The organism is Telluria sp. AC161 (assembly GCF_979258535.1).
The window spans coordinates 4,926,268-4,945,994 of the sequence record NZ_OZ409861.1 but is presented as its reverse complement, the minus strand read 5'-3'; the positions used below and the strand labels follow the sequence as shown (position 1 = coordinate 4,945,994).

Below are 19,727 nucleotides of genomic sequence, written 5' to 3'. Positions count from 1 at the left end.
CTGCCTTGCGAGCTCATCAAATTAGTCCTACAAAATCAATGACTTGCTCAAGCAGCCTGTGCTGGCACAAGACCTGCTAATACGGAAGTGGACCGGGCGTCACGAGACCTCGGGATACTTAAACCGTGATATTAGGGGAGCAATAATGAAGCGCACTATCCTGGCAACCGCGATCGCCCTGGCTTTCAGCATGGCCCACGCCCAAGAAAACACCGTGAACGACGTCCGTGGCGGCAATACCCAAACGTCGACGATCACCAATACCACCAATACCAACACGGACAACAGCTCGGTCAGCGACTCCCGTAACAGCAACAACACCGCGACGACCACCAACTCCACTGACAACAGCCAGGCCAACAGCAACAACATCGCGACCAATACCAACAACAGCCAGACCGACAGCAACAATACGTCGACCAGTAACAGCACGAACACGAATACCAACACGGCCACCAACACCAATACGCAGACCGACAACAGCCAGCGTACCAACACGAACACCACCAACACCACAAGCAACAACCAGGTGGACAACTCGGACAACCGCGTCACGAACACCACGACGAACAACAGCAACAGCCAGACCAGCAACCAGTCCGATACGCGCAATATGCAGATCGACAGCAACGACACGACCGACATCGCCACCACCACCACGACCAACAACAGCAGCGACAGCAGCCGGGACAGCTCGGGCCAGAACAACAGCTCGGGTGACGCCAATGCCGAAGTGGCCGGCGCCGCAGCAGCCAACAACGGCGGCACCGCCAGCTCATCGGTGGCGAACTCGTTCAACACCTCGTCGGCAACGTCGACCAGCGCCCTGACCGGCAACGTCAGCGGCAACAGCATCAGCAATATCGGCAACACCGCACAGAACACGGGCGGTGCCAACGGCGCATCCGGTTCCGGCGCCGCAGGCGGCGTGGGCTATGGCGGCGGGGCCAGCGGCACCGGTGCAGCCGGCGGTGCAGCCTCGGGCGCGGCAGGCGCATCAGGCGGCGCAGGCGGCTACGCTGCTGCTGGTACAGCCTCGACGGGCTCATCGAGCGTCGGTAACGCCGCTGGCGGCGCCGGCGGGTCGACCGGCGCTGCAGGCGCGACGGGTGGCTCGGGCGCGTCCGGCGCCATGGGTGGCTATGCTGCCGGTGGCAACGGCGCCGCGGGGGGCACTGGCACGGGCGGCGCGGGCGCAATGGGCGGCGGGGCCAATGGCGGCTCGGGCGCAGAAGGCGGCGCGGCCACCGGCGGTGCAGGCGGCTCGACCGGCTCGCTGGCTGGCGGCAATGGTGGCGGCACCGGTGCGGCCACGGGCGGCGCAGGCGGCGCGGGTGGCAATACCGGCTCGGCATGGGGCGGCGCAGGCGGTGCAGGCGGCTCGGGCGGCGCGGGCGGCATGGGTGGCACCTCGGCCGGTTCAAGCCTGACGGCCTCGAACGGCGCCAGCGGCGGCGGCGCCAGCATCGGCGACGCCATGGCAACGACGGGTGCCGGCGGCACGCCAGGCAGCGATCCGGCAGCGGCCGGCGGCGCCAGCGGCGCATCAACCAATACCGGCGGCACCAGCACAGCCGGCAGCCCGACCAGCGGCGCCAGCACCAACGGTGCGGGTGACTCGATGGCGGGCGCGGGTGGTGCCGGTTCGGCTGGCGGCGCGGGCGGCGCGGGCGCTGCATCGTCGAACACCTCGGGTAGCGGCGCAGCAGGCGGCGCCTCGACCGGCGGCACCGGCGGCGCCGGCGCGGCACTGGCCGGCACGGGCGGCGCAGGCGCCACCGGCACAGCAGGCGCCGGCGGCTCGGGCGCAGCAGGCACGGCCGGGATGGGCGGCAACGGTGCGACCGGCACCGGTGGCGCTGGTGGCGCGGGCCAGGGCGGCACGGCGGGCGCAGGCGGCATGGGCGGTTCGGGCGCGGAAGCGACCGCATCGACCGGCGCCAGCGGCGCGGGCGGCGCGGCCACGGGCGGTTCGGCCACGGGCGGCTCGGCCACCTCGGGTGACGCAAACTCGGGCGCTGGCGGCAGCGGCGGCGCTGGTGGTGCAACCACGTCAGGCGCAGGCGGCTCGGGCGGCGAAATGACGGCCGGTGCAGGTACCGGCGGCTTCGGCGGCGCCGGCACCGGCGGCAATGGCGGCACCAACAACGTCAGCTCGGGCTCGTTCGACATGTCGAACTCGATGAACAACATCGCCCAGTCGGCAGCCGGCATCTCGATCATCAGCCAGAACAACGGCTTCTCCTCGCTGATCCAGCAAAGCGTCAACGTGCAGTCGAACATGAACGTCGGCGGCGCAGGCCAGTGATCAGGTAGTGGGTGCAGGACACGTGGCGGTCACGCTGCGCGCCCTGCACTCCCGCCATGCGGCGCTTTGCCCGCATGGCGGTCCTTTCGAGCGAGGCATCATGAAACAACTACACCAGATTGGATTTCTCTTGCTGACGGCAGGCGCTGCTCTGCCAGCGGCAGCCCAGGTCACCGAACCGGCCAGATTGCCAGTAGTGGTGAGCTTTTTGTCGACCGTAAACGTGACGCCGGCCCCCGGCGACGATCTCGCGAACGGCTGGGGCAAGACCACAGACGCCGCTGTTCTGGGCGACCTGCGCGGCGGCACCGACATCATCACCACCGAAGCGACGCTGGGCGGCACCGTCGGCAACAACACGGCCATCAATGTGACCACCGGCATGAACGTGATCAGCGGGGGCTCGTTCGCCAACTCGTCGGGCTTGCCGGTCGTGATCCAGAATTCCGGCGCGAACGTCCTGATCCAGAACGCGACCGTCATCAACCTGCAATTGCAATGAGCATGACACCCGGCCCTCACTTGATGCTGCTGATCGCACTGTGCGGCGCCCTGCTGGCGCCGCACAGTGCGCATGCACTGGATCTGGCCGGCGTCGGGCGCGTCAACGTGCCGGTGACCAGTCTCAAGGACATCAAATTCCAGCGCACGCTGCGCCAGCAATATGACTACAGCTGCGGCGCCGCCGCGCTGGCCACCTTGCTGTCGCACCACTATCAGACGCCCACGCCCGAACAGGACGTGTTCCAGCAGATGTATGCGACCGGCGACCAGGCCAAGATTCACAAAGAAGGTTTTTCGCTGCTCGACATGCAGCGCTTTCTGGCCACGCGCGGCTTTCGCGCCGACGGCTTCAAGCTGCCCATTGAAAAACTGATCGCCGAAAAACTGCCGGCCATCGTCCTGATCACCGACCGCGGCTTCAACCATTTCGTGGTCATCAAGGGTGCCGAAGACGGCCGCATCCTGATCGGCGACCCATCCACCGGCAACCGCGTCGTGAGCATGGAGCGGTTCCAGGAAATCTGGCGCAACAAGATCTTGTTCGTGATCCACAGCCACAAGGACCAGGTTGCCTTCAATACACCGGAAGACTGGCGCGGCGCGCCGCGTGCGCCGCTGGGCACCGGCATGCACCAGGACCAGCTCAGCGCGACCCTGCCCAAGTTCGGGCCGGGCGATTTTTAACGGGACCCACCATGCGCTTTCTAACCTTCCCTTTGCACACCGCCTTGCCGGGCCTGCTGGGCCTGCTGAGCCTGATGATGGGCACTCTACCGGGCGCCCAGGCCACCGAGCCGGTCGTACCGGTACTTGGCAAGCCGGTCGCCGCAGCCACGCTGGACGCGGCCCGTGGCGGCTTCGAAGTGGCTGGCGGCCTGGCACTGTCGCTCGGCATCGAGCGCGTCGTGTCGGTCAACGGCGAAATCATGGCGCGCACGAATATCGCGATTCCTGACCTGGCGGCCATGACGGCCGAGCAGGCGCGCCTGACCCAGGACGCGCTCGGCGCAGCGCGGATGATCCAGATCGGCGGCAACAACTATGCCGCTGCCGACCTCAACCTGCCCAACGGTGCGACGCTGGTCCAGAACACGCTGAGTGGCCAGGACATCCGCACCGCGACCACCATTTCGTCGACGGTCAACAGCATGTCGCTGATCAAGGACATCAATTTCCAGTCGACGATCCGGGACGCCGTCGTGCGTTCCCCGAGCGGGCTATGAATGTTCAACACCACCAACACTCACTCTGGAGAATCTGGATGTATCCACACGTCGCGCGGCTCGGCGCTGCGGGCCTGGCGGCGGCCCTTCTGGCGCCGCCTGCACTCGCTCAACAAGTTGCTCCCCTGTCGAACAATGGCGCACAGCCATCCTCTACCGAACTGTCGCAGCTGAAGGACGAGCTGGCGCAGCAACGCGCGCTGGTCAATCGCCTGCTGCTGGAAGTCCAGGCGCAGCGCGAGCAATTGCAGCGCATGGGGACGCCGGCCGATGGCGTCCTGCTGTCGCAGCAGCGCGGCATGGGCGGCGCGATGAGCGGCCAGGCGCCGGTGGCCGAGCCGCCCGTACTGCCACCAGCTGTGACGGGCGTACCGGCGCCGCTGCCGCCACAGCAGCGCCCTGACCGGCCCGGCGTGCCCGCCCCGGTACCGGCCCAGCCCGCTGCGCAGGCGCAGGCGCAAAACACCAGCCGCCAGCAACCGAACCGGCCGCCGGAAGTCGCACCGATCGGCGACCAGCCGGGCGTGCTCACGGCGCCTGGGACCTATGTGCTCGAGCCGTCGATGCAATACGGCTACTCGTCGAGCAACCGTGTGGCGCTGGTCGGCTACACGGTGATTCCGGCCCTGCTGATCGGCCTGGTGGACGTGCGTGAAATCAAACGCAATACCTTCACCACTGCGATCACCGGCCGCACCGGCCTCAGCAACCGGATGGAAGTCGAGGTCAAGGTGCCGTACGTGTACCGCTCCGACGCCACCGTCAGCCGGGAAATATTCACCGGCACGGCGGTCGAGCGCGTGTTCGATACGACCGGCAAGGGCATGGGCGACGTTGAAGTGGCCGGCCGCTATCAGCTCAATAACGGCGGCGCCGACAAGGGTTATTACATTGCCGGCCTGCGCTACAAGAGCCGCACCGGCCGCGATCCGTTCGAAGTGGTTACCGATTGCGAGCGCCGCTGCATCGGCGAGAACGTCACCGGCACCGGCCTGCCGCTGGACCTGCCCACCGGCTCGGGCTTCCACTCGCTGCAAGCCACGCTGACCTGGCTGTATCCATCCGACCCGGCCGTCTTCTTTGGCAACCTGAGCTACGTGCACAACTTCAAGCGCGACGACGTGACGCGCCTGGTACGCAATGGCGAGCGCGAACCGCTCGGCTCGCTGCAACCGGGCGCCGTGCTGGGCTTTAACTTCGGCATGGGCCTGGCGCTCAACGACAAGGCGTCGCTGAGCCTGGGCTACGACCACAGCACGATCGGGCGCATGCGCCAGAACGGCGCGACCTCGATCGGCTCGGTACGCACGCAGCTGGGCACCCTGCTGCTGGGCTACTCCTACCGCCTGAGTCCAAAGCGTTCGCTCAACATCGCCGTCGGCGCCGGCGTCACCCGTGACACGCCGGACGTGACGCTGACGCTGCGTTTGCCAATGACTTTCTAACCAGAAATTTATTCCTGAAATCGGTCATGCAGGGGGGATGACTTGTGGTAAATACGGAGACGATTGAAAAATCTTGCTTCCGTTTTAAGAGTTTGCCCTATAATCAGATTCGCAATGTAAGGCGTCACCCTGGTTTTTGTCCTAGGTACGCAAACAGGGCATCAACGTAAAATTAATTTTTGAGGGAATAAAAATGGCGACTGGCATTGTTAAGTGGTTCAATGACGCAAAAGGTTTCGGTTTCATCACGCCTGACGGCGGCGGCGAAGATCTGTTCGCGCACTTCTCGGCGATCAACGCCAACGGCTTCAAGTCGCTGCAAGAAAACCAGCGCGTGACGTTCGACGTCACCACCGGTCCTAAAGGCAAGCAGGCTTCGAACATCCAGCCGCAAGCGTAAGGTCCGCTGGCCCGCTACGGCGGGCAAGCAACGCAAAAGAGCACATCTTCGGATGTGCTCTTTGTCTTTGTGGCGACTGAAAAAGCGAGGGTCAGGTCTGACATTCGGACACGATCTCGACATTGGGCTACCCAGAACCAGCTGGCGCCTGGCCACGCTAATACGGAGCAGGACGCCATTGGACGTTAAGGCTGAGTTCGTGTCTGAATGTCAGACCTGACCCCGGCTGTTGCGGCTGTTGGTCCGTGCTTGTGTGTACTACGAAAAAAAACCTCCCGTCAGGGAGGTTTTCAATCCGCCGCCAGCAATGTTATTTGCCGATGCGGCGACGTGCCAGGCCCAGACCGGCCAGACCGAGACCGAGCAATGCGAGCGAGGCTGGCTCAGGCACCGGCGCAACGTTATAGCCGACCACCAGGTTATCCACCTCGAACGCATGGGCGGTGGTGCGGAAACTGAACGACGTGAACTCTTCTTCTGGCGTGAAGAACAGGTTGACGTAGATGTTCGAGCTATCCGCATTCGGGTTACCCGGCTCGCCGTTGAACATGGCGATCAGCGACGCGCCCGTCACGGTCTGGATGACAGCGCCGACAGCGTTGTAGAAGATCAGGTCGTTGTACGTATCGATCGAGCCGTAATACAGGCCGAGATAGTTCAGGGTGGCACCGTTGCCCAGGGAGTTCAGCAAGCCGGTGTAATTGAAATTGACTTCTGATGTGTTCGCACCGCTGCCGGCGCCCGGGCCGTAGGCGAAATACGTCGTGTCGTTGGCTGGCGCCGCATACACGCCAGGCAGGTGACCTTGGCCATACGCCAGCCCGCCGCCTGATACGGTCGAGATAGCAACCATATTGGCTGGCATCGTTGCACCACCACCAGGGGCATCGAACGTTTCGACAAACACATTGTTCGTTTGCAGACTCGTCTTGCCAGACCCGTCAGCCGCGACTGCCGAGGCATACGTGATTTCTACAGCTTGTGTTACAGAAGCTGACATCAGCAATACCGATGCCAGGCAAGGAACCAAGGCTTTTTTCATGATAGGTCTCCGGTGGGTTGAGACCTCGTAATTAGCATTAAGCATGCCACCGAAGAAAACCTATACCAAACAGCTACTTAGCAATAAATCTTTGCGGAAACGTAATTGTTATCGACAGTATAATACTTTACTATACTTTACGTTACATGCGTGTCGAAGCTTGCACTGGAGGGGACGGTATCCGACGACGGTCGACAGTCACGCCCCCGTGCGACGCAGGGAATGCGCCGTGCTGGCAATCAGCAGCCGCAGCTGCCCGAGCCGCAACCACCGCCACCCGACTTCGCCGCCGCCACTTCTGCGAACTGCGTCACCGGCGCGCGGCCACTCTCTTCATCATAGCCAGCGGCCTGCAGGCGCGCTAGGTACTGCTTCCACAGCGATTGCTGGCTTTGGCCCAGCTCATACAGGTAATCCCAGCTGAAGATGCCGGTATCGTGACCGTCCGAGAAGGTTGGCTTGATTGCGTAGTTGCCGACCTGCTCGACATCGGCGATGCCGACTTCGCGCTTGCCAAGTTGCAGCACTTCCTGGCCCGGGCCGTGGCCCTTCACTTCGGCCGATGGCGAATACACGCGCAGATATTCGAACGGGAGCGAAAAGGCGCTGCCGTCGTCGTAGGCGACGTCGAGCACGCGCGATTTCTGGTGGACAGTCAATTCGGTTGGATGTGGCATGGCACTCTCTTTATCAGGAAAAACGGCGCGCGATGGCAGCGCCCAATTGGTCGTGCAGCGCAAGACGCGCCGCGAGGATAGCAGGTTCCGTCGCGCGCACCGCCTGCGCCCATACAGGCGCCGGAAAGTGCGCATCGTCGGCGTAGCGCGGGATGATGTGCCAGTGCAGGTGCGGCACCACGTTGCCGAGGCTGGCGACATTGACCTTCAATGGCTGCATCACCTCGCGCACTGCCGTCTCCACCTGGAACACGGCGTCGTTGATCAAGAAGCGGTCATCCGCCGACAGGTCGCTCATCTCACGCACATGGTCGTGCCAGATCACGCGGCAAAAGCCGGGATAGTTCGCGTCGTCGACGACGATGACGCTGAACTTCTCGCCGGCCCATGCGGCGGGCAGCGACAGGTCGCACAACTCGCAACCCGGTTCGCGCAGCGCCGTCATACCAGCACCCGCTCGATGCCGCCCGCATTGGCGCGTGCGACGTACTCGGGCAGCCAGTTCTCGCCCAGCAGGTGCTTGGCGATTTCGACGACGATGTAGTCGGCCGTGGTGCCCGAATCGTCGTTGTAGCGGCTCAGGCCCTGCAGGCATGACGGGCAGCTGGTCAGGATCTTGACGTCGCCCTTGAAACCGTCTTCGCGCAGCTTGTCGGCGCCCTTGACCATCTCGCCTTCCTTGCGCGAGCGGACCTGGGTCGCGATGTCCGGCCGCGAGACGGCAAACGTGCCCGACTCGCCGCAGCAGCGGTCGTTCTTCTCGATCTTCACGTTGTCCACCGTCGACACCAGCGCGTTGACCGTCTTGATCGAATCCTGCAGCTTCATCGGCGTGTGGCACGGCTCGTGGTACATGTAGCGGGTGCCGTTCACGCCTTCGAGCTTGACGCCTTTTTCGAGCAGGTATTCATGGATGTCCATGATGCGGCAGCCCGGGAAGATCTTCTCGAACTGGTACGTCGCCAGCTGGTCGTAGCAGGTGCCGCACGAGACCAGCACCGTCTTGATGTCCAGGTAGTTGAGCGTGTTGGCCATCCGGTGGAACAGCACGCGGTTGTCCGTCACCATCTTCTCGGCCTTGTCGAACTGGCCGGCGCCGCGCTGCGGATAACCGCAGCACAGATAACCCGGCGGCAGCACGGTCTGCACACCCACTTCCCACAGCATCGCCTGCGTGGCCAGGCCCACCTGCGAGAACAGGCGCTCGGATCCGCAGCCCGGGAAGTAGAACACGGCCTCGGTGTCGGCATTGGTCTTCTTGGGGTTGCGGATGATCGGGACGATCTTGTCGTCTTCGATGTCCAGCAAGGCGCGCGCCGTTTTCTTCGGCAGATTCCCAGGCATCTTCTTGTTGATGAAGTGGATGACCTGCTCGCGCACGGGCGCCTTGCCGGTCGTCGGCGCGGGCGCGGCCAGCTGCGGCTTGGCAAAGCCCTTGAGCATGCGGTTGCCGAAGCGCTGCGCCTTGAAGCCAAAATCAACCATCACCTTGCGCGTGGCGTTGATGGTGGTCGGATCGGTGGCGTTCAGGAAGAACATCGCCGCGCGGTTGGCCGGCTTGAAGCTGCGCTTGTCCATCTTGCGCAGCAGGTTACGCATGTTCATCGACACGTCACCGAAGTCGATGTTCACGGGGCATGGCGTCACGCACTTGTGGCACACGGTGCAGTGGTCCGAGACGTCCTCGAATTCTTCCCAGTGCCGGATCGAGACGCCGCGGCGGGTCTGCTCTTCGTACAGGAACGCTTCGATCAGCGCCGACGTGGCCAGGATCTTGTCGCGCGGCGAATACAGCAGGTTCGCCTGCGGCACGTGCGTCGTGCAGACGGGCTTGCACTTGCCGCAGCGCAGGCAGTCCTTGATGCTGTGGGCGATCTCGCCGATATCGCTTTGCTGCATGATCAGCGACTCGTGACCCATCAGGCCGAACGACGGCGTGTAGGCGTTGCGCAGGTCGGCGTGGGCGCCTTCCAGATTGAGCAGCTTGCCCTTGTTGAAGCGCCCTTCCGGATCGACGCGGATCTTATAGTCGCGGAATTCCTGGATTTCTTCGTCCTTCAGGAATTCGAGCTTGGTGATGCCGATCCCGTGTTCACCCGAGATCACGCCGTCGAGCGAGCGCGCCAGCTTCATGATGCGCTCGACCGCCTTGTGCGCATCCTGCAGCATCTCGTAGTCGTCCGAGTTCACCGGCAGGTTGGTGTGGACGTTGCCGTCGCCGGCGTGCATGTGCAGCGCGACGAACACGCGCGAACGCAGGATGCGCTTGTGGATCGCCGTGCTCTCGTCGAGGATGCAGGTGTAGGCGCTGCCGTTGAAGATCTGGCGCAGCGGCGCGCGCAGCTCTGCTTTCCACGAGATGCGCACCGTGTGGTCCTGCACCAGGTCGAACAGGCATGCATCGGGCTGGATCGCCAGGCGCGCATCGAAGGCGGCCGACAGATGATCGAGCCCGAGCGATTCGAGCTGCTCTCGCACGTCGACCAGTGGCGCATCCAGATTGGCCAGGATGAAGGTCCAGCGTTTGGTCACCAGATCGACCAGCGCGCGTGCCTGCAGCGGGCGGTCGCCCATGATTTCGTCGCGCTCGACGCCTTCGCCGCTGCTGGCGTCGTCACTCTTGGCCAGCGGCAGATGGTCGCTCGCCAGGTAGTCGCGCAGGCCGTCGGCCAGTTGCAACTTGTTCTTGATCGACAGCTCGACGTTGATGCGCTCGATGCCATCGGTGTATTCGCCCATGCGTGGCAGCGGAATCACCACGTCTTCGTTGATCTTGAAGGCGTTGGTGTGGCGCGCAATCGCCGCCGTGCGGGCGCGGTCGAGCCAGAATTTCTTGCGCGCTTCGGGGCTGACGGCGACAAAGCCTTCGCCCACGCGGGTATTCGCGATGCGCACGACTTCTGACGCAGCCAGCGCCACCGCATTTTCGTCGTCGCCGACGATGTCGCCGAACAGCGCCATCTTCGGCAGCACGCCGCGCTTGGACTTGGTGGCATAACCGACCGCGCGCAGGTAACGCTCGTCGAGGTGTTCCAGGCCCGCCAGGCGCAGCGTGGAAAACGCCGGATCGCCGTTCTTCGGCAAGCCATTGAGGTAATTCGTGATCTCGACGATCGACGGAATCGCGTCGCGCGCCTGGCCGAAGAATTCGAGGGCCACGGTACGCGTGAACTTCGGCATCTTGTGCAGGATCCAGCGGCCCGACGTGATCAGGCCATCGGTGCCCTCTTTCTGGATGCCCGGCAGGCCGGAGAGGAATTTGTCGGTGACGTCCTTGCCCAGGCCTTCCTTGCGGAATCGCTTGCCGTCGATGATCAAGGTCTCGGTGCGAAACGGCGCGCCTTTCGGTGCGCCCTTGACCGACGGATGCGTCCATTCGAGCAGAAACTCGGCCTGCGGCGCATCGTGGATCTTGCCCAGGTTGTGGGCAATGCGCGTGACGTCGAGCCAGTCGCCGTTGGGGTCGACCATGCGCCACGAGGCCAGGTTGTCGAGCGCAGTGCCCCACAACACGGCCTTCTTGCCGCCCGCGTTCATCGCGATATTGCCACCCACGCACGATGCATGCGCCGAGGTTGGATCGACCGCGAACACGAAGCCGGCCTTCTCGGCCGCCTGCGACACGCGCTGCGTGACCACGCCCGCATAGGTATGGATGGTCGCGTAATCCTGTTCCAGGCCCGGCATGGCAGTCATTTCGACTTCGCCGATGCCGATCAGCTTTTCGGTGTTGATCACAGCCGACATGGGCGTGAGCGGAATCGCGCCGCCCGTGTAGCCGGTGCCGCCGCCGCGCGGGATGATGGTCAGACCGAGCTCGATGCAGCCCTTGACCAGGCCGGCCATCTCGTCTTCGGTGTCCGGCACCAGCACCAGGAACGGATACTCGACGCGCCAGTCGGTGGCGTCGGTCACGTGCGAGATGCGGTGCATGCCGTCGAAGCGGATATTGCGCTTGTCGGTGTATGCGCCCAGCACCTTCAGCGCGCGCTTGCGCAGGTCGTAGGTCTCGGAGAATTCGCGGCCGAAGTCGTCGACCGCACGGCGCGCAGCCGCCAGCAACTGCTCGACGGCGCTGCTGCGCGCTGCGGCCACGGCCGGGTCGCCGTCATCTTGGGCGTCGACCGTGGTGCGGCGCTTGTCGACTTCGGCCAGGCGGTGGTGCAGCGCCTCGATCAGGTTGGCCCGGCGCTTCGGGTTGTCCAGCATGTCGTCCTGCAGGTACGGATTGCGCCGCACAACCCAGATGTCGCCCAGCACCTCGTACAGCATGCGCGCGGAGCGGCCGGTCTGGCGGGCGCCGCGCAAGCTGCCCAGCAACTCCCACGACGACTCACCGAGCAGCCGGATCACGATTTCGCGGTCCGAGAACGAGGTGTAGTTGTACGGAATCTCGCGCAGGCGCGCGGGGGCGTTATCGGCTAGCAGGGTATGGATGTGTGCGGGGGCGTTCATGAATACTCGTCGACAGTCGGACAGGCCCGAAGGACGTTCATTCTATCGTATTGCGTTGCACCACGCTTGGCGCGGCCCCGTTCGTCGTTGCGTGCAACGCAACAAAATATTCATACTGTGTCGGATATGCAAACATTATTCACCTACAGGCGCGGGTGCACAGTATTTATCAAGCACCACATCGGGAATGACATATGTCGTCCGGCCTGGTTTGCACCGTTATCTTGGACTGTCCAGCACCTCGAAGGCCTCGCCGGTCTCGAAGAAATGCCCACCGGCCACGTAATGAATGCTTTTCTTGCCACCCGCCGCCATATTCCAGTGCCCATCGGCAAACACCGCCGGGTCGGCCCAAGCCGCCACGACCTCACCCAGGAACAGGTCATACGTGTTCTGGATATGCGGTTCAGGGAGTACGCGGCATTCGAGCCAGGCCAGGCAGCCGTCGAGCAGCGGCGCACCCACCTGCTCTCCGGTCCAGGCGCCCGCATTGAACGCCGCGAACTTGTCCACCTCGCGGCCCGACGTCGAGCCCACCTGCAGGGTCAGACGCGCCAGCTCGCGCGATGGGATATTCAGCGCGAATTCGCCGGACGCCTCGATCATGCTGCGGGTGAGTGTGTTCTTGTCGATCACCACCGCCACCTTGGGCGGATCGAAGTCGAGCGGCATCGACCAGGCGGCCGCCATCACATTGACGGCGTCGCCGTGGCGGCTGGACACCAGGACCGTCGGCCCGTGGTTCATCAGGCGGTAGGCTTTTGCGAGGGGTACAGGAACGCGGTTGGTCATGCAAGTATCCTTGATGTGATGGTGCCGGCAGGATGCCCACCTGTTCAGGCACTGCCTCCCCGGGTCTAGCCGGTAATGCGCGTCAGCATGTCGCCGAGCGACTTCCAGAAACTGTCCGGCACGTACAGCAGCGCCAGCGTCATGGTCAGGTAGCGCGCGAACTTGCCGATCGCCATATACATCAGGCTTGGCCAGAACGGCAGGTGCAGCCAGCCAGCCAGCGTACACAGCGGATCGCCCACGCCTGGCAGCCACGACAGCAGCATCGTCTTGGCGCCATAGCGCTTGAGCCAGCCGAACCAGCGGCTCTGGCGCTCTTTCGCGAACGCCACCTTGGCGCGGTAGCCAAGGAAATAATCGACTGCGCCGCCCAGCGTATTGCCAATGGTCGCGACCAGAATCGCCGGCCAGAACAGTGCGGGATTGGCCTTGATCACCGCAAACACGGCCGGCTCGGAACCCAGCGGCAGCAGCGTAGCGGAAATAAAACTGATGATGAAGACGGAGGTCAGCCCGACAGTCGGCGCCGCAACGAGGTCAAGCAGCCATTGGACAGCGGTTTCGATCATGCGAGCTTAGGCGAGGGAATAGGCGTCCATTATAATGGTCCGGAACTTTCGTCACGACACGATACGATCGCCTGTCACCCAGCGCGCCGGATCGTACTGCGCGCCACGGTCACCCACCCTAGCGGAACAGTTTGCGTCGTCCGTCCCGCCAGCCGCATTGGCCTGACCCTTGTGTTTCGACCATGACTACCGACTATCTCAAAAAAATCCTGACCGCGCGCGTCTACGACGTTGCCGAACAAACGCCCCTCGATCTGGCCCCCACACTGTCCGCGCGCATGGGCAACCGCATCTATTTCAAGCGCGAAGACATGCAGAGCGTGTTCAGCTTCAAGCTGCGCGGCGCCTACAACAAGATGGCCAACCTGACGCCCGAGCAGCGCGCCCGCGGCGTGATCTGCGCCTCGGCCGGCAACCACGCACAGGGCGTGGCCCTGTCGGCCTGCCGTCTCGGCTGCCGCGCGCTGATCGTGATGCCCACGACCACGCCGGGCGTCAAGATCGATGCCGTCAAGGCGCGCGGCGGCGCCAGCGTCGAGATCGTGCTGCACGGCGACTCGTACACCGACGCCTACAACCATGCCCTGCTGCTGGAAAAAGAACAGCGCATGACCTTCGTGCACCCGTTCGACGATCCGGACGTGATCGCTGGCCAGGGCACGATCGGCATGGAAATCCTGCGCCAGCATTCCGGCCCGATCCACGCGATCTTCGTCGCCATCGGCGGCGGCGGCCTGATCGCGGGCATCGGCGCCTACGTCAAGGAGATTCGTCCGGACATCAAGATCATCGGCGTGCAGACGCTCGATTCGGACGCGATGGCGCGCAGCCTGAAGGCCGGGCACCGCGTCACGCTGAACGATGTTGGCCTGTTTTCCGACGGCACCGCGGTGCGCCTGGTGGGCGAAGAAACCTTCCGCGTCGCCCAGATGGTGGTCGACGAGATCATCCTGGTCGACACCGACGCGATCTGCGCCGCGATCCAGGACGTGTTCCAGGACACGCGCAGCATTCTCGAGCCAGCCGGCGCGCTGGCCATCGCCGGCGCCAAGGCGTATATCGAGCGCTCGCAGATGGACCGCGAGCCGGTCAAAGGTGAAACGCTGGTGGCCGTGGCCTGCGGCGCCAACATGAACTTCGACCGCCTGCGCTTCGTTGCCGAGCGCGCCGAACTGGGCGAGTCGCGTGAAGCCGTGTTCGCGGTCACCGTGCCCGAGCAGCGCGGGAGCTTCCGCAGTTTTTGTGGCCTGGTCGGCCCGCGCAACGTGACTGAATTCAATTACCGCATCAGCGATGCCAGCGAAGCGCATGTGTTCGTCGGCGTGCAGGTGGGCAGCCGCAGCGAGTCCGGACTGCTGGCGCGCACGTTCGAAGAGCATGGCTACAAGACGCTCGACCTGACCGGCGACGAGCTGGCCAAGCTGCATATCCGCCACTTGGTGGGTGGCAAAAGTTCGCTGGCCCACGATGAATTGCTGTATCGTTTCGAGTTCCCTGAACGGCCGGGCGCGCTGATGCGCTTCCTGGACAGCATGGCGCCGAACTGGAATATCTCTCTGTTTCACTATCGCAACCAAGGCGGCGATGTGGGCCGCATTCTCGTGGGGCTGCAAGTGCCGCCGACCGAAATGGCCGAGTTCCGGCAATTCCTGGCGTCGCTTGGTTACCGTTACTGGGACGAAAGCAGCAATCCCGTCTATAAATTGTTTTTGGGCGCCTGACGCCCCATCTCCATGAATACACCTGACCAATCGCCCCTCGGCAAATCCTCCGCCTACCAGAGCCAGTACACGCCCGAGCTGCTGTTCCCGATCGCGCGCCAGCAAAAGCGCGATGAGCTCGGCCTGTTCGCGGATGCCGGCACCATGCCGTTCTTCGGTGTCGACATCTGGAATGCCTACGAACTGTCGTGGCTGAACATGCGCGGCAAGCCGCAGGTGGCGATTGCGACGATTACGGTACCGGCCGATTCGCCGAACATCGTCGAGTCGAAATCGTTCAAGCTGTACCTGAACTCGTTCAACCAGACCCGCCTGGCCGGTCCGGACGCCCTGCTGGCCCTGCTGCGCGACGATCTGTCGGACGGCTTCGGTGCGCCGGTCCACGTCACGCTGACCAGCCCGGAAGCGTTCGGTGCGATCAAGATGGGCGAACTCGACGGCGTGCTGCTGGACCGCCTGGATGTTGAGATCGACGGCTATTCGCCGTCCCCGGAACTGCTGGGCGCAGACGACGAGAACGGGCAAGTCGAAGAAACGCTGGTGTCGCACCTGCTCAAGTCGAACTGTCTGGTCACGGGCCAGCCAGACTGGGGCACGGTGCAGATCCGCTATGTCGGCCCGCAGATCGACCAGGAAGGCTTGCTGAAGTACCTGATCGGCTTCCGTGAACACAACGAGTTTCACGAGCAGTGTGTCGAGCGCATCTTCATGGATGTACTGCGCCAGTGCAAGCCGACCAAACTGGCCGTGTACGCCCGCTACACCCGGCGCGGCGGCCTGGATATCAACCCGTGGCGCGCCAACTTCTCCACCGGCAAACCGCCAAATCTGCGTGGCGCGCGCCAGTAAATATCGCGTTTCTGACAGGATGCGACTCGCACGCATGTACGTTTTTGGCGACAGCCGTGCGCCGTGGCTGTCAGTAAGCACAGGCATGACGCGCTGCTGACACTGCTTGTTTTTTCAGCAGATCATGTGCAAAAATCGGCCAATCTCAACGCAAGCATGTATTTACTCGCCGTGTTCTGCGATTTATTAAAAAAATTGCGTGGTGGCGTTAACATGAATCAACGCCGCTGCGGCCCTGTTTCGACGGGTATCGTGCGACCATCCCGCCACCTGGCCTGACGCTCGCGATTTTCGAGTGTACCGGGCAGAAAACAGGCCTATAATCCGTGCTCGCAAGCACGCCACTTGTGCTGCGCACTTGTGCCACGCACCCCATGCTATGACCAATTTAAGCAAAATCCTCTCGCTCGAAAACGTCCAGCTCGACATCGAAGTGTCGAGCAAAAAGCGCGCCTTCGAGCAAGCCGGCCTGATCTTCGAGAACAATTGCGGTATTGCCCGTTCGATTGTGTCCGACAACCTGTTCGCACGCGAGCGTCTCGGCTCCACTGGCCTCGGCCATGGCGTGGCCGTGCCGCATGGCCGCATCAAGGGCAGCAAGAGCCTGAAGGCACCCCTGGCTGCGTTCGTGCGCCTGAAGGAGCCGATTCCGTTCGAATCGCCCGATGGCCAGCCGGTGAGCCTGCTGTTCTTCCTGCTGATTCCGGACCACGTCACGCAGCAGCACCTCGAGATCCTGTCGGAAATCGCCGAGCTGTTCTCGGACGAAGCCATCCGCACTGCGCTGGCAACTGACGCCGACCCGAAGGCTGTCCACGAGCGCATTATCAACTGGCAACCCAGCCTGCAAGCTCTGGGTTAAACTTCACGTCACTGCACGCGCGGCAATGATGTCGCGCGCCTTTTTTTGTGACGAAGACGATGCCCATGCTGCAGTCCCCGCTGACCATTCAACGGCTGTACGACGATAACCGCGACAGCCTGCAGCTCGGCTGGTTTGCGGGCTTTCCCGGCGGCGAACGCCAGATCGCCGGCGATGCCGCGTCGGCCGCCGACCAGGTCGGCCACCTGAACCTGATCCACCCGGGCCGCATCCAGGTCTTCGGGCACCAGGAACTCAATTACTACCACCGCCTGAAAGCCAATTCGCGCACCCACGTGATTGGCGAACTGATCGGCGGCGGACCGCCGGCGCTGATCATCGCGCAGGGGCTGGAAACCCCGCCCGACATCCTCGCGATCTGCGACGAGCAGAACATCCCGCTGTTTTCCACGCCGCTGCCGGCGGCGCAGGTGATCGACTTCCTGCGCGTGTACCTGTCCAAGAAGCTGGCCCAGCGCGTGATCATGCATGGCGTGTTCATGGACGTGCTGGGTGTGGGCGTCTTGATCACCGGTGAGTCGGGCCTGGGCAAGAGCGAACTGGGCCTGGAACTGATTTCGCGTTCACACGGCCTGGTGGCCGACGATGCGGTGGAATTCTCGCGCATCGCGCCGAACATGATCGAGGGCCGCTGCCCGCCCCTGCTGCAAAACCTGCTCGAGGTGCGCGGCCTGGGCCTGCTGGACATCAAGGCGATCTTCGGCGAGACGGCGGTGCGCCGCAAGATGCGGCTGAAGCTCATCGTCCACCTGGTCAAGCGCGGCGCACTGGACGAAGAAGTCGAGCGCCTGCCCTTCCATTTCCCAACCGAAGACGTGCTGGGCCTGCCGATCCGCAAGGTTGTCATCCCGGTGGCGGCCGGCCGCAACATCGCCGTGCTGCTCGAAGCGGCCGTGCGCAACACGATCCTGCAACTGCGCGGCATCGACACGCTGCAGGAATTCATGGAACGCCAGCGCCAGGCCATGAGCGCCGACTGACCCGGTGCCCGCGGCCCGCGGGTGTACGGCTGACCGGCGCTTGCGGTATCATCGCCCCTATGCACATCGTCCTCATCACCGGAATTTCCGGCTCGGGTAAATCCGTGGCCCTGAATGTCCTGGAAGACGCCGGTTACTACTGCGTCGACAACCTGCCGCCGGCCCTGCTGACGGCCCTCGTCAATACCGTCAGTGAAAGCGGCGGCGGCAAGATCGCCGTCGCGGTCGACGCCCGCAGCGCCGAATCGCTGGCCGAACTGCCCGTGAGCGTGCGGCGCCTGCGCGAGGACGGTCACTCGGTCAAGGTCATATTCCTGACCGCAAGCACCCATTCGCTCGTGGCGCGTTTTTCCGAGACGCGCCGCAGCCATCCGCTGTCGCACGAACTGCGTCCGGGCGAAAACCCGGCATCGCGCCGTACCCTGATCGAGTGCATTGCCGAAGAACGTGAGCGCCTGTCATCGATCGAGAACCTGGGCCACGTGATCGACACGTCCGAGCTGTCGTCGAACAAGCTGCGCGGCTGGATCAAGGAACTTGCCGAGATCGACCATGCGCCGCTGACGCTGTTCTTTGAGTCATTCGCCTTCAAGGTCGGCGTGCCGCTCGACGCCGACTTCGTGTTCGATGTGCGCGCGATCCCGAATCCCTACTACGACCTGGCGCTGCGCCCGCTCACCGGCAAGGATGCGCCCGTGATCGCCTTCCTCGACGCGCAACCGAGCGCGGTCGAAATGCTTTCCGACATTCAGGGCTTCGTCGCCAAGTGGCTGCCATCGTTCAAGACCGACAACCGCAGCTATCTGACGGTGGCGATCGGCTGCACGGGTGGACAGCATCGGTCGGTGTACATGGCCGAACACCTGGGCGCGCACTTCGGCGCGACCGAGCGCGTGATTGTCAGGCATCGCGAGCAGCCGAAGCATCGGGCCGCCTAGTTCGACGTCAGAACCAGGCGTCGGTGAATCTGCGCTGCCGCGGTCTGGTACCTTCTCCGTTTGTGGACGACCAGCGCTCGCATCATCGAATTATTTGAAAGCAATAACTGAGTAGATCGTCACCCGTTAGCTGGTTAGGCTGTGAATCTCCGCACACGTTTGAAGGAGTCACAATGCTGCAGTTATCAGGAAAAGTAGCAATCGTCACTGGCGCAAGTTCAGGCATTGGCTACGAAACGGCCAAGCTATTCGCAAGCGAAGGTGCGAAGCTGGTCGTCACTGCTCGCCGCCAGGGTGAACTTGCCAAACTGGTCGCGGACATCGAGCGCCATGGAGGTGAGGCAGTTGCCATTGCCGGGGACATCAGGGACGAGAACCTTGCGCGCTCATTGGTTGAAATGGCAGAAAGCCACTTTGGCGGGCTCGACATTGCTTTCAACAACGCGGGTACGACAGGGGACGCCACCCCAGTAGCGGATATATCGGCTGACACCTGGCAAGCTACGCTCGGTACAAATTTGACGGGTTCTTTTCTTGGTGCGAAGTACCAGCTGCCCGCAATGATAAAACGAGGCGGTGGTTCGATCATTTTCACGTCGACATTCGTCGGAAGCACGGTGGGTTTTCCAGGAATGGGGGCGTACGCTGCCAGTAAAGCAGGACTGATCGGTCTGATGCAAGTCATCGCCGTCGAATATGGCATGCACGGTATTCGCGCCAATGCTTTACTCCCCGGGGGAACCGATACACCGATGGGTCGAGCGACCGCCAATACACCTGAGGCACTGGCTTTTGTAAAAGGCTTGCACGCCCTCAAACGTATTGCACTACCGGAGGAAATCGCCCGCTCGGCACTTTATATTGCTTCTGATGCCTCCAGCTTCAGCACTGGCTCGACGCTGTTGGTGGATGGTGGCGTGTCGATCAACCGCACGTAATAG

Annotated in this window: 19 protein-coding genes; 13 read left to right on the top strand and 6 right to left on the bottom strand. The window is 63.2% G+C overall.

Going from position 1 to position 19,727, the window contains the following annotated elements; all coding sequences use genetic code 11:
• Window positions 1-145 precede the first annotated feature (145 nt).
• From ACZ0AJ_RS22015 to ACZ0AJ_RS21990, 6 genes are all read left to right on the top strand, one after another.
• Window positions 146-2,308, top strand: coding sequence for a hypothetical protein (locus ACZ0AJ_RS22015; RefSeq protein WP_499456499.1), 2,163 nt, complete (start codon window positions 146-148; stop codon window positions 2,306-2,308).
• A 100-nt stretch (window positions 2,309-2,408) separates the two neighbouring features.
• Entirely contained in the window at window positions 2,409-2,810 is a 402-nt protein-coding gene (locus tag ACZ0AJ_RS22010; RefSeq protein ID WP_499456498.1) for a hypothetical protein, read from the top strand.
• Window positions 2,811-2,812: 2 nt separating this feature from the next.
• The gene (locus ACZ0AJ_RS22005) at window positions 2,813-3,496 is read left to right on the top strand and encodes a C39 family peptidase (protein ID WP_499456497.1); all 684 of its coding nucleotides are present in this window, start codon (window positions 2,813-2,815) and stop codon (window positions 3,494-3,496) included.
• Window positions 3,497-3,507: 11 nt separating this feature from the next.
• Window positions 3,508-4,035, top strand: coding sequence for a hypothetical protein (locus ACZ0AJ_RS22000; RefSeq protein ID WP_499456496.1), 528 nt, complete (start codon window positions 3,508-3,510; stop codon window positions 4,033-4,035).
• Window positions 4,036-4,073: 38 nt separating this feature from the next.
• A complete protein-coding gene (locus tag ACZ0AJ_RS21995) occupies window positions 4,074-5,480 on the top strand; it encodes a hypothetical protein (RefSeq protein ID WP_499456495.1) in 1,407 nt (468 codons plus the stop codon).
• Between the two features lie 193 nt (window positions 5,481-5,673).
• On the top strand, window positions 5,674-5,880 hold the full coding sequence (locus ACZ0AJ_RS21990) for a cold-shock protein (protein WP_183554103.1): 207 nt from the start codon (window positions 5,674-5,676) through the stop codon (window positions 5,878-5,880).
• A gap of 310 nt (window positions 5,881-6,190) precedes the next feature.
• Here the strand turns inward: ACZ0AJ_RS21990 and ACZ0AJ_RS21985 are convergent, their stop codons facing one another.
• From ACZ0AJ_RS21985 to ACZ0AJ_RS21960, 6 genes are all read right to left on the bottom strand, one after another.
• The gene (locus tag ACZ0AJ_RS21985) at window positions 6,191-6,880 is read right to left on the bottom strand and encodes an Npun_F0296 family exosortase-dependent surface protein (RefSeq protein ID WP_499456494.1); all 690 of its coding nucleotides are present in this window, start codon (window positions 6,878-6,880) and stop codon (window positions 6,191-6,193) included.
• A 281-nt stretch (window positions 6,881-7,161) separates the two neighbouring features.
• Entirely contained in the window at window positions 7,162-7,599 is a 438-nt protein-coding gene (locus ACZ0AJ_RS21980; protein WP_499456493.1) for a gamma-butyrobetaine hydroxylase family protein, read from the bottom strand.
• 13 nt (window positions 7,600-7,612) lie between these two features.
• The gene (locus ACZ0AJ_RS21975) at window positions 7,613-8,044 is read right to left on the bottom strand and encodes an HIT family protein (RefSeq protein ID WP_499456492.1); all 432 of its coding nucleotides are present in this window, start codon (window positions 8,042-8,044) and stop codon (window positions 7,613-7,615) included.
• Window positions 8,041-12,054: a DUF3683 domain-containing protein gene (locus tag ACZ0AJ_RS21970; RefSeq protein WP_499456491.1), complete on the bottom strand. Its 4,014-nt coding sequence runs from the start codon at window positions 12,052-12,054 to the stop codon at window positions 8,041-8,043. Before ACZ0AJ_RS21970 ends, ACZ0AJ_RS21975 begins: the two co-directional genes overlap by 4 nt.
• 219 nt (window positions 12,055-12,273) lie before the next feature.
• Window positions 12,274-12,846 carry a flavin reductase family protein gene (locus ACZ0AJ_RS21965; protein ID WP_499456490.1) on the bottom strand — a complete coding sequence of 191 codons (573 nt, stop codon included), beginning with the start codon at window positions 12,844-12,846 and terminating at the stop codon, window positions 12,274-12,276.
• 65 nt (window positions 12,847-12,911) lie between these two features.
• Window positions 12,912-13,415, bottom strand: coding sequence for a YqaA family protein (locus tag ACZ0AJ_RS21960; RefSeq protein ID WP_258837230.1), 504 nt, complete (start codon window positions 13,413-13,415; stop codon window positions 12,912-12,914).
• 182 nt (window positions 13,416-13,597) lie between these two features.
• Here ACZ0AJ_RS21960 and ilvA point away from each other — a divergent pair, with 182 nt between their 5' ends.
• From ilvA to ACZ0AJ_RS21925, 7 genes are all read left to right on the top strand, one after another.
• The gene (gene ilvA / locus ACZ0AJ_RS21955) at window positions 13,598-15,136 is read left to right on the top strand and encodes a threonine ammonia-lyase, biosynthetic (RefSeq protein ID WP_499456489.1); all 1,539 of its coding nucleotides are present in this window, start codon (window positions 13,598-13,600) and stop codon (window positions 15,134-15,136) included.
• 12 nt (window positions 15,137-15,148) lie between these two features.
• Window positions 15,149-15,985 carry an NADPH-dependent 7-cyano-7-deazaguanine reductase QueF gene (queF, locus tag ACZ0AJ_RS21950; RefSeq protein WP_499456488.1) on the top strand — a complete coding sequence of 279 codons (837 nt, stop codon included), beginning with the start codon at window positions 15,149-15,151 and terminating at the stop codon, window positions 15,983-15,985.
• Window positions 15,986-16,048: 63 nt separating this feature from the next.
• Window positions 16,049-16,264 carry a hypothetical protein gene (locus ACZ0AJ_RS21945; RefSeq protein WP_499456487.1) on the top strand — a complete coding sequence of 72 codons (216 nt, stop codon included), beginning with the start codon at window positions 16,049-16,051 and terminating at the stop codon, window positions 16,262-16,264.
• Between the two features lie 100 nt (window positions 16,265-16,364).
• Window positions 16,365-16,847 carry a PTS sugar transporter subunit IIA gene (locus ACZ0AJ_RS21940; RefSeq protein WP_183554119.1) on the top strand — a complete coding sequence of 161 codons (483 nt, stop codon included), beginning with the start codon at window positions 16,365-16,367 and terminating at the stop codon, window positions 16,845-16,847.
• 65 nt (window positions 16,848-16,912) lie between these two features.
• Window positions 16,913-17,848 carry an HPr(Ser) kinase/phosphatase gene (hprK, locus tag ACZ0AJ_RS21935; RefSeq protein ID WP_183554122.1) on the top strand — a complete coding sequence of 312 codons (936 nt, stop codon included), beginning with the start codon at window positions 16,913-16,915 and terminating at the stop codon, window positions 17,846-17,848.
• A gap of 59 nt (window positions 17,849-17,907) precedes the next feature.
• Complete coding sequence (gene rapZ, locus ACZ0AJ_RS21930) at window positions 17,908-18,786, top strand: RNase adapter RapZ (RefSeq protein ID WP_499456486.1); 879 nt, start codon at window positions 17,908-17,910, stop codon at window positions 18,784-18,786.
• Window positions 18,787-18,959: 173 nt separating this feature from the next.
• Entirely contained in the window at window positions 18,960-19,724 is a 765-nt protein-coding gene (locus tag ACZ0AJ_RS21925) for an SDR family oxidoreductase (protein WP_499456485.1), read from the top strand.
• Window positions 19,725-19,727 lie beyond the last annotated feature (3 nt).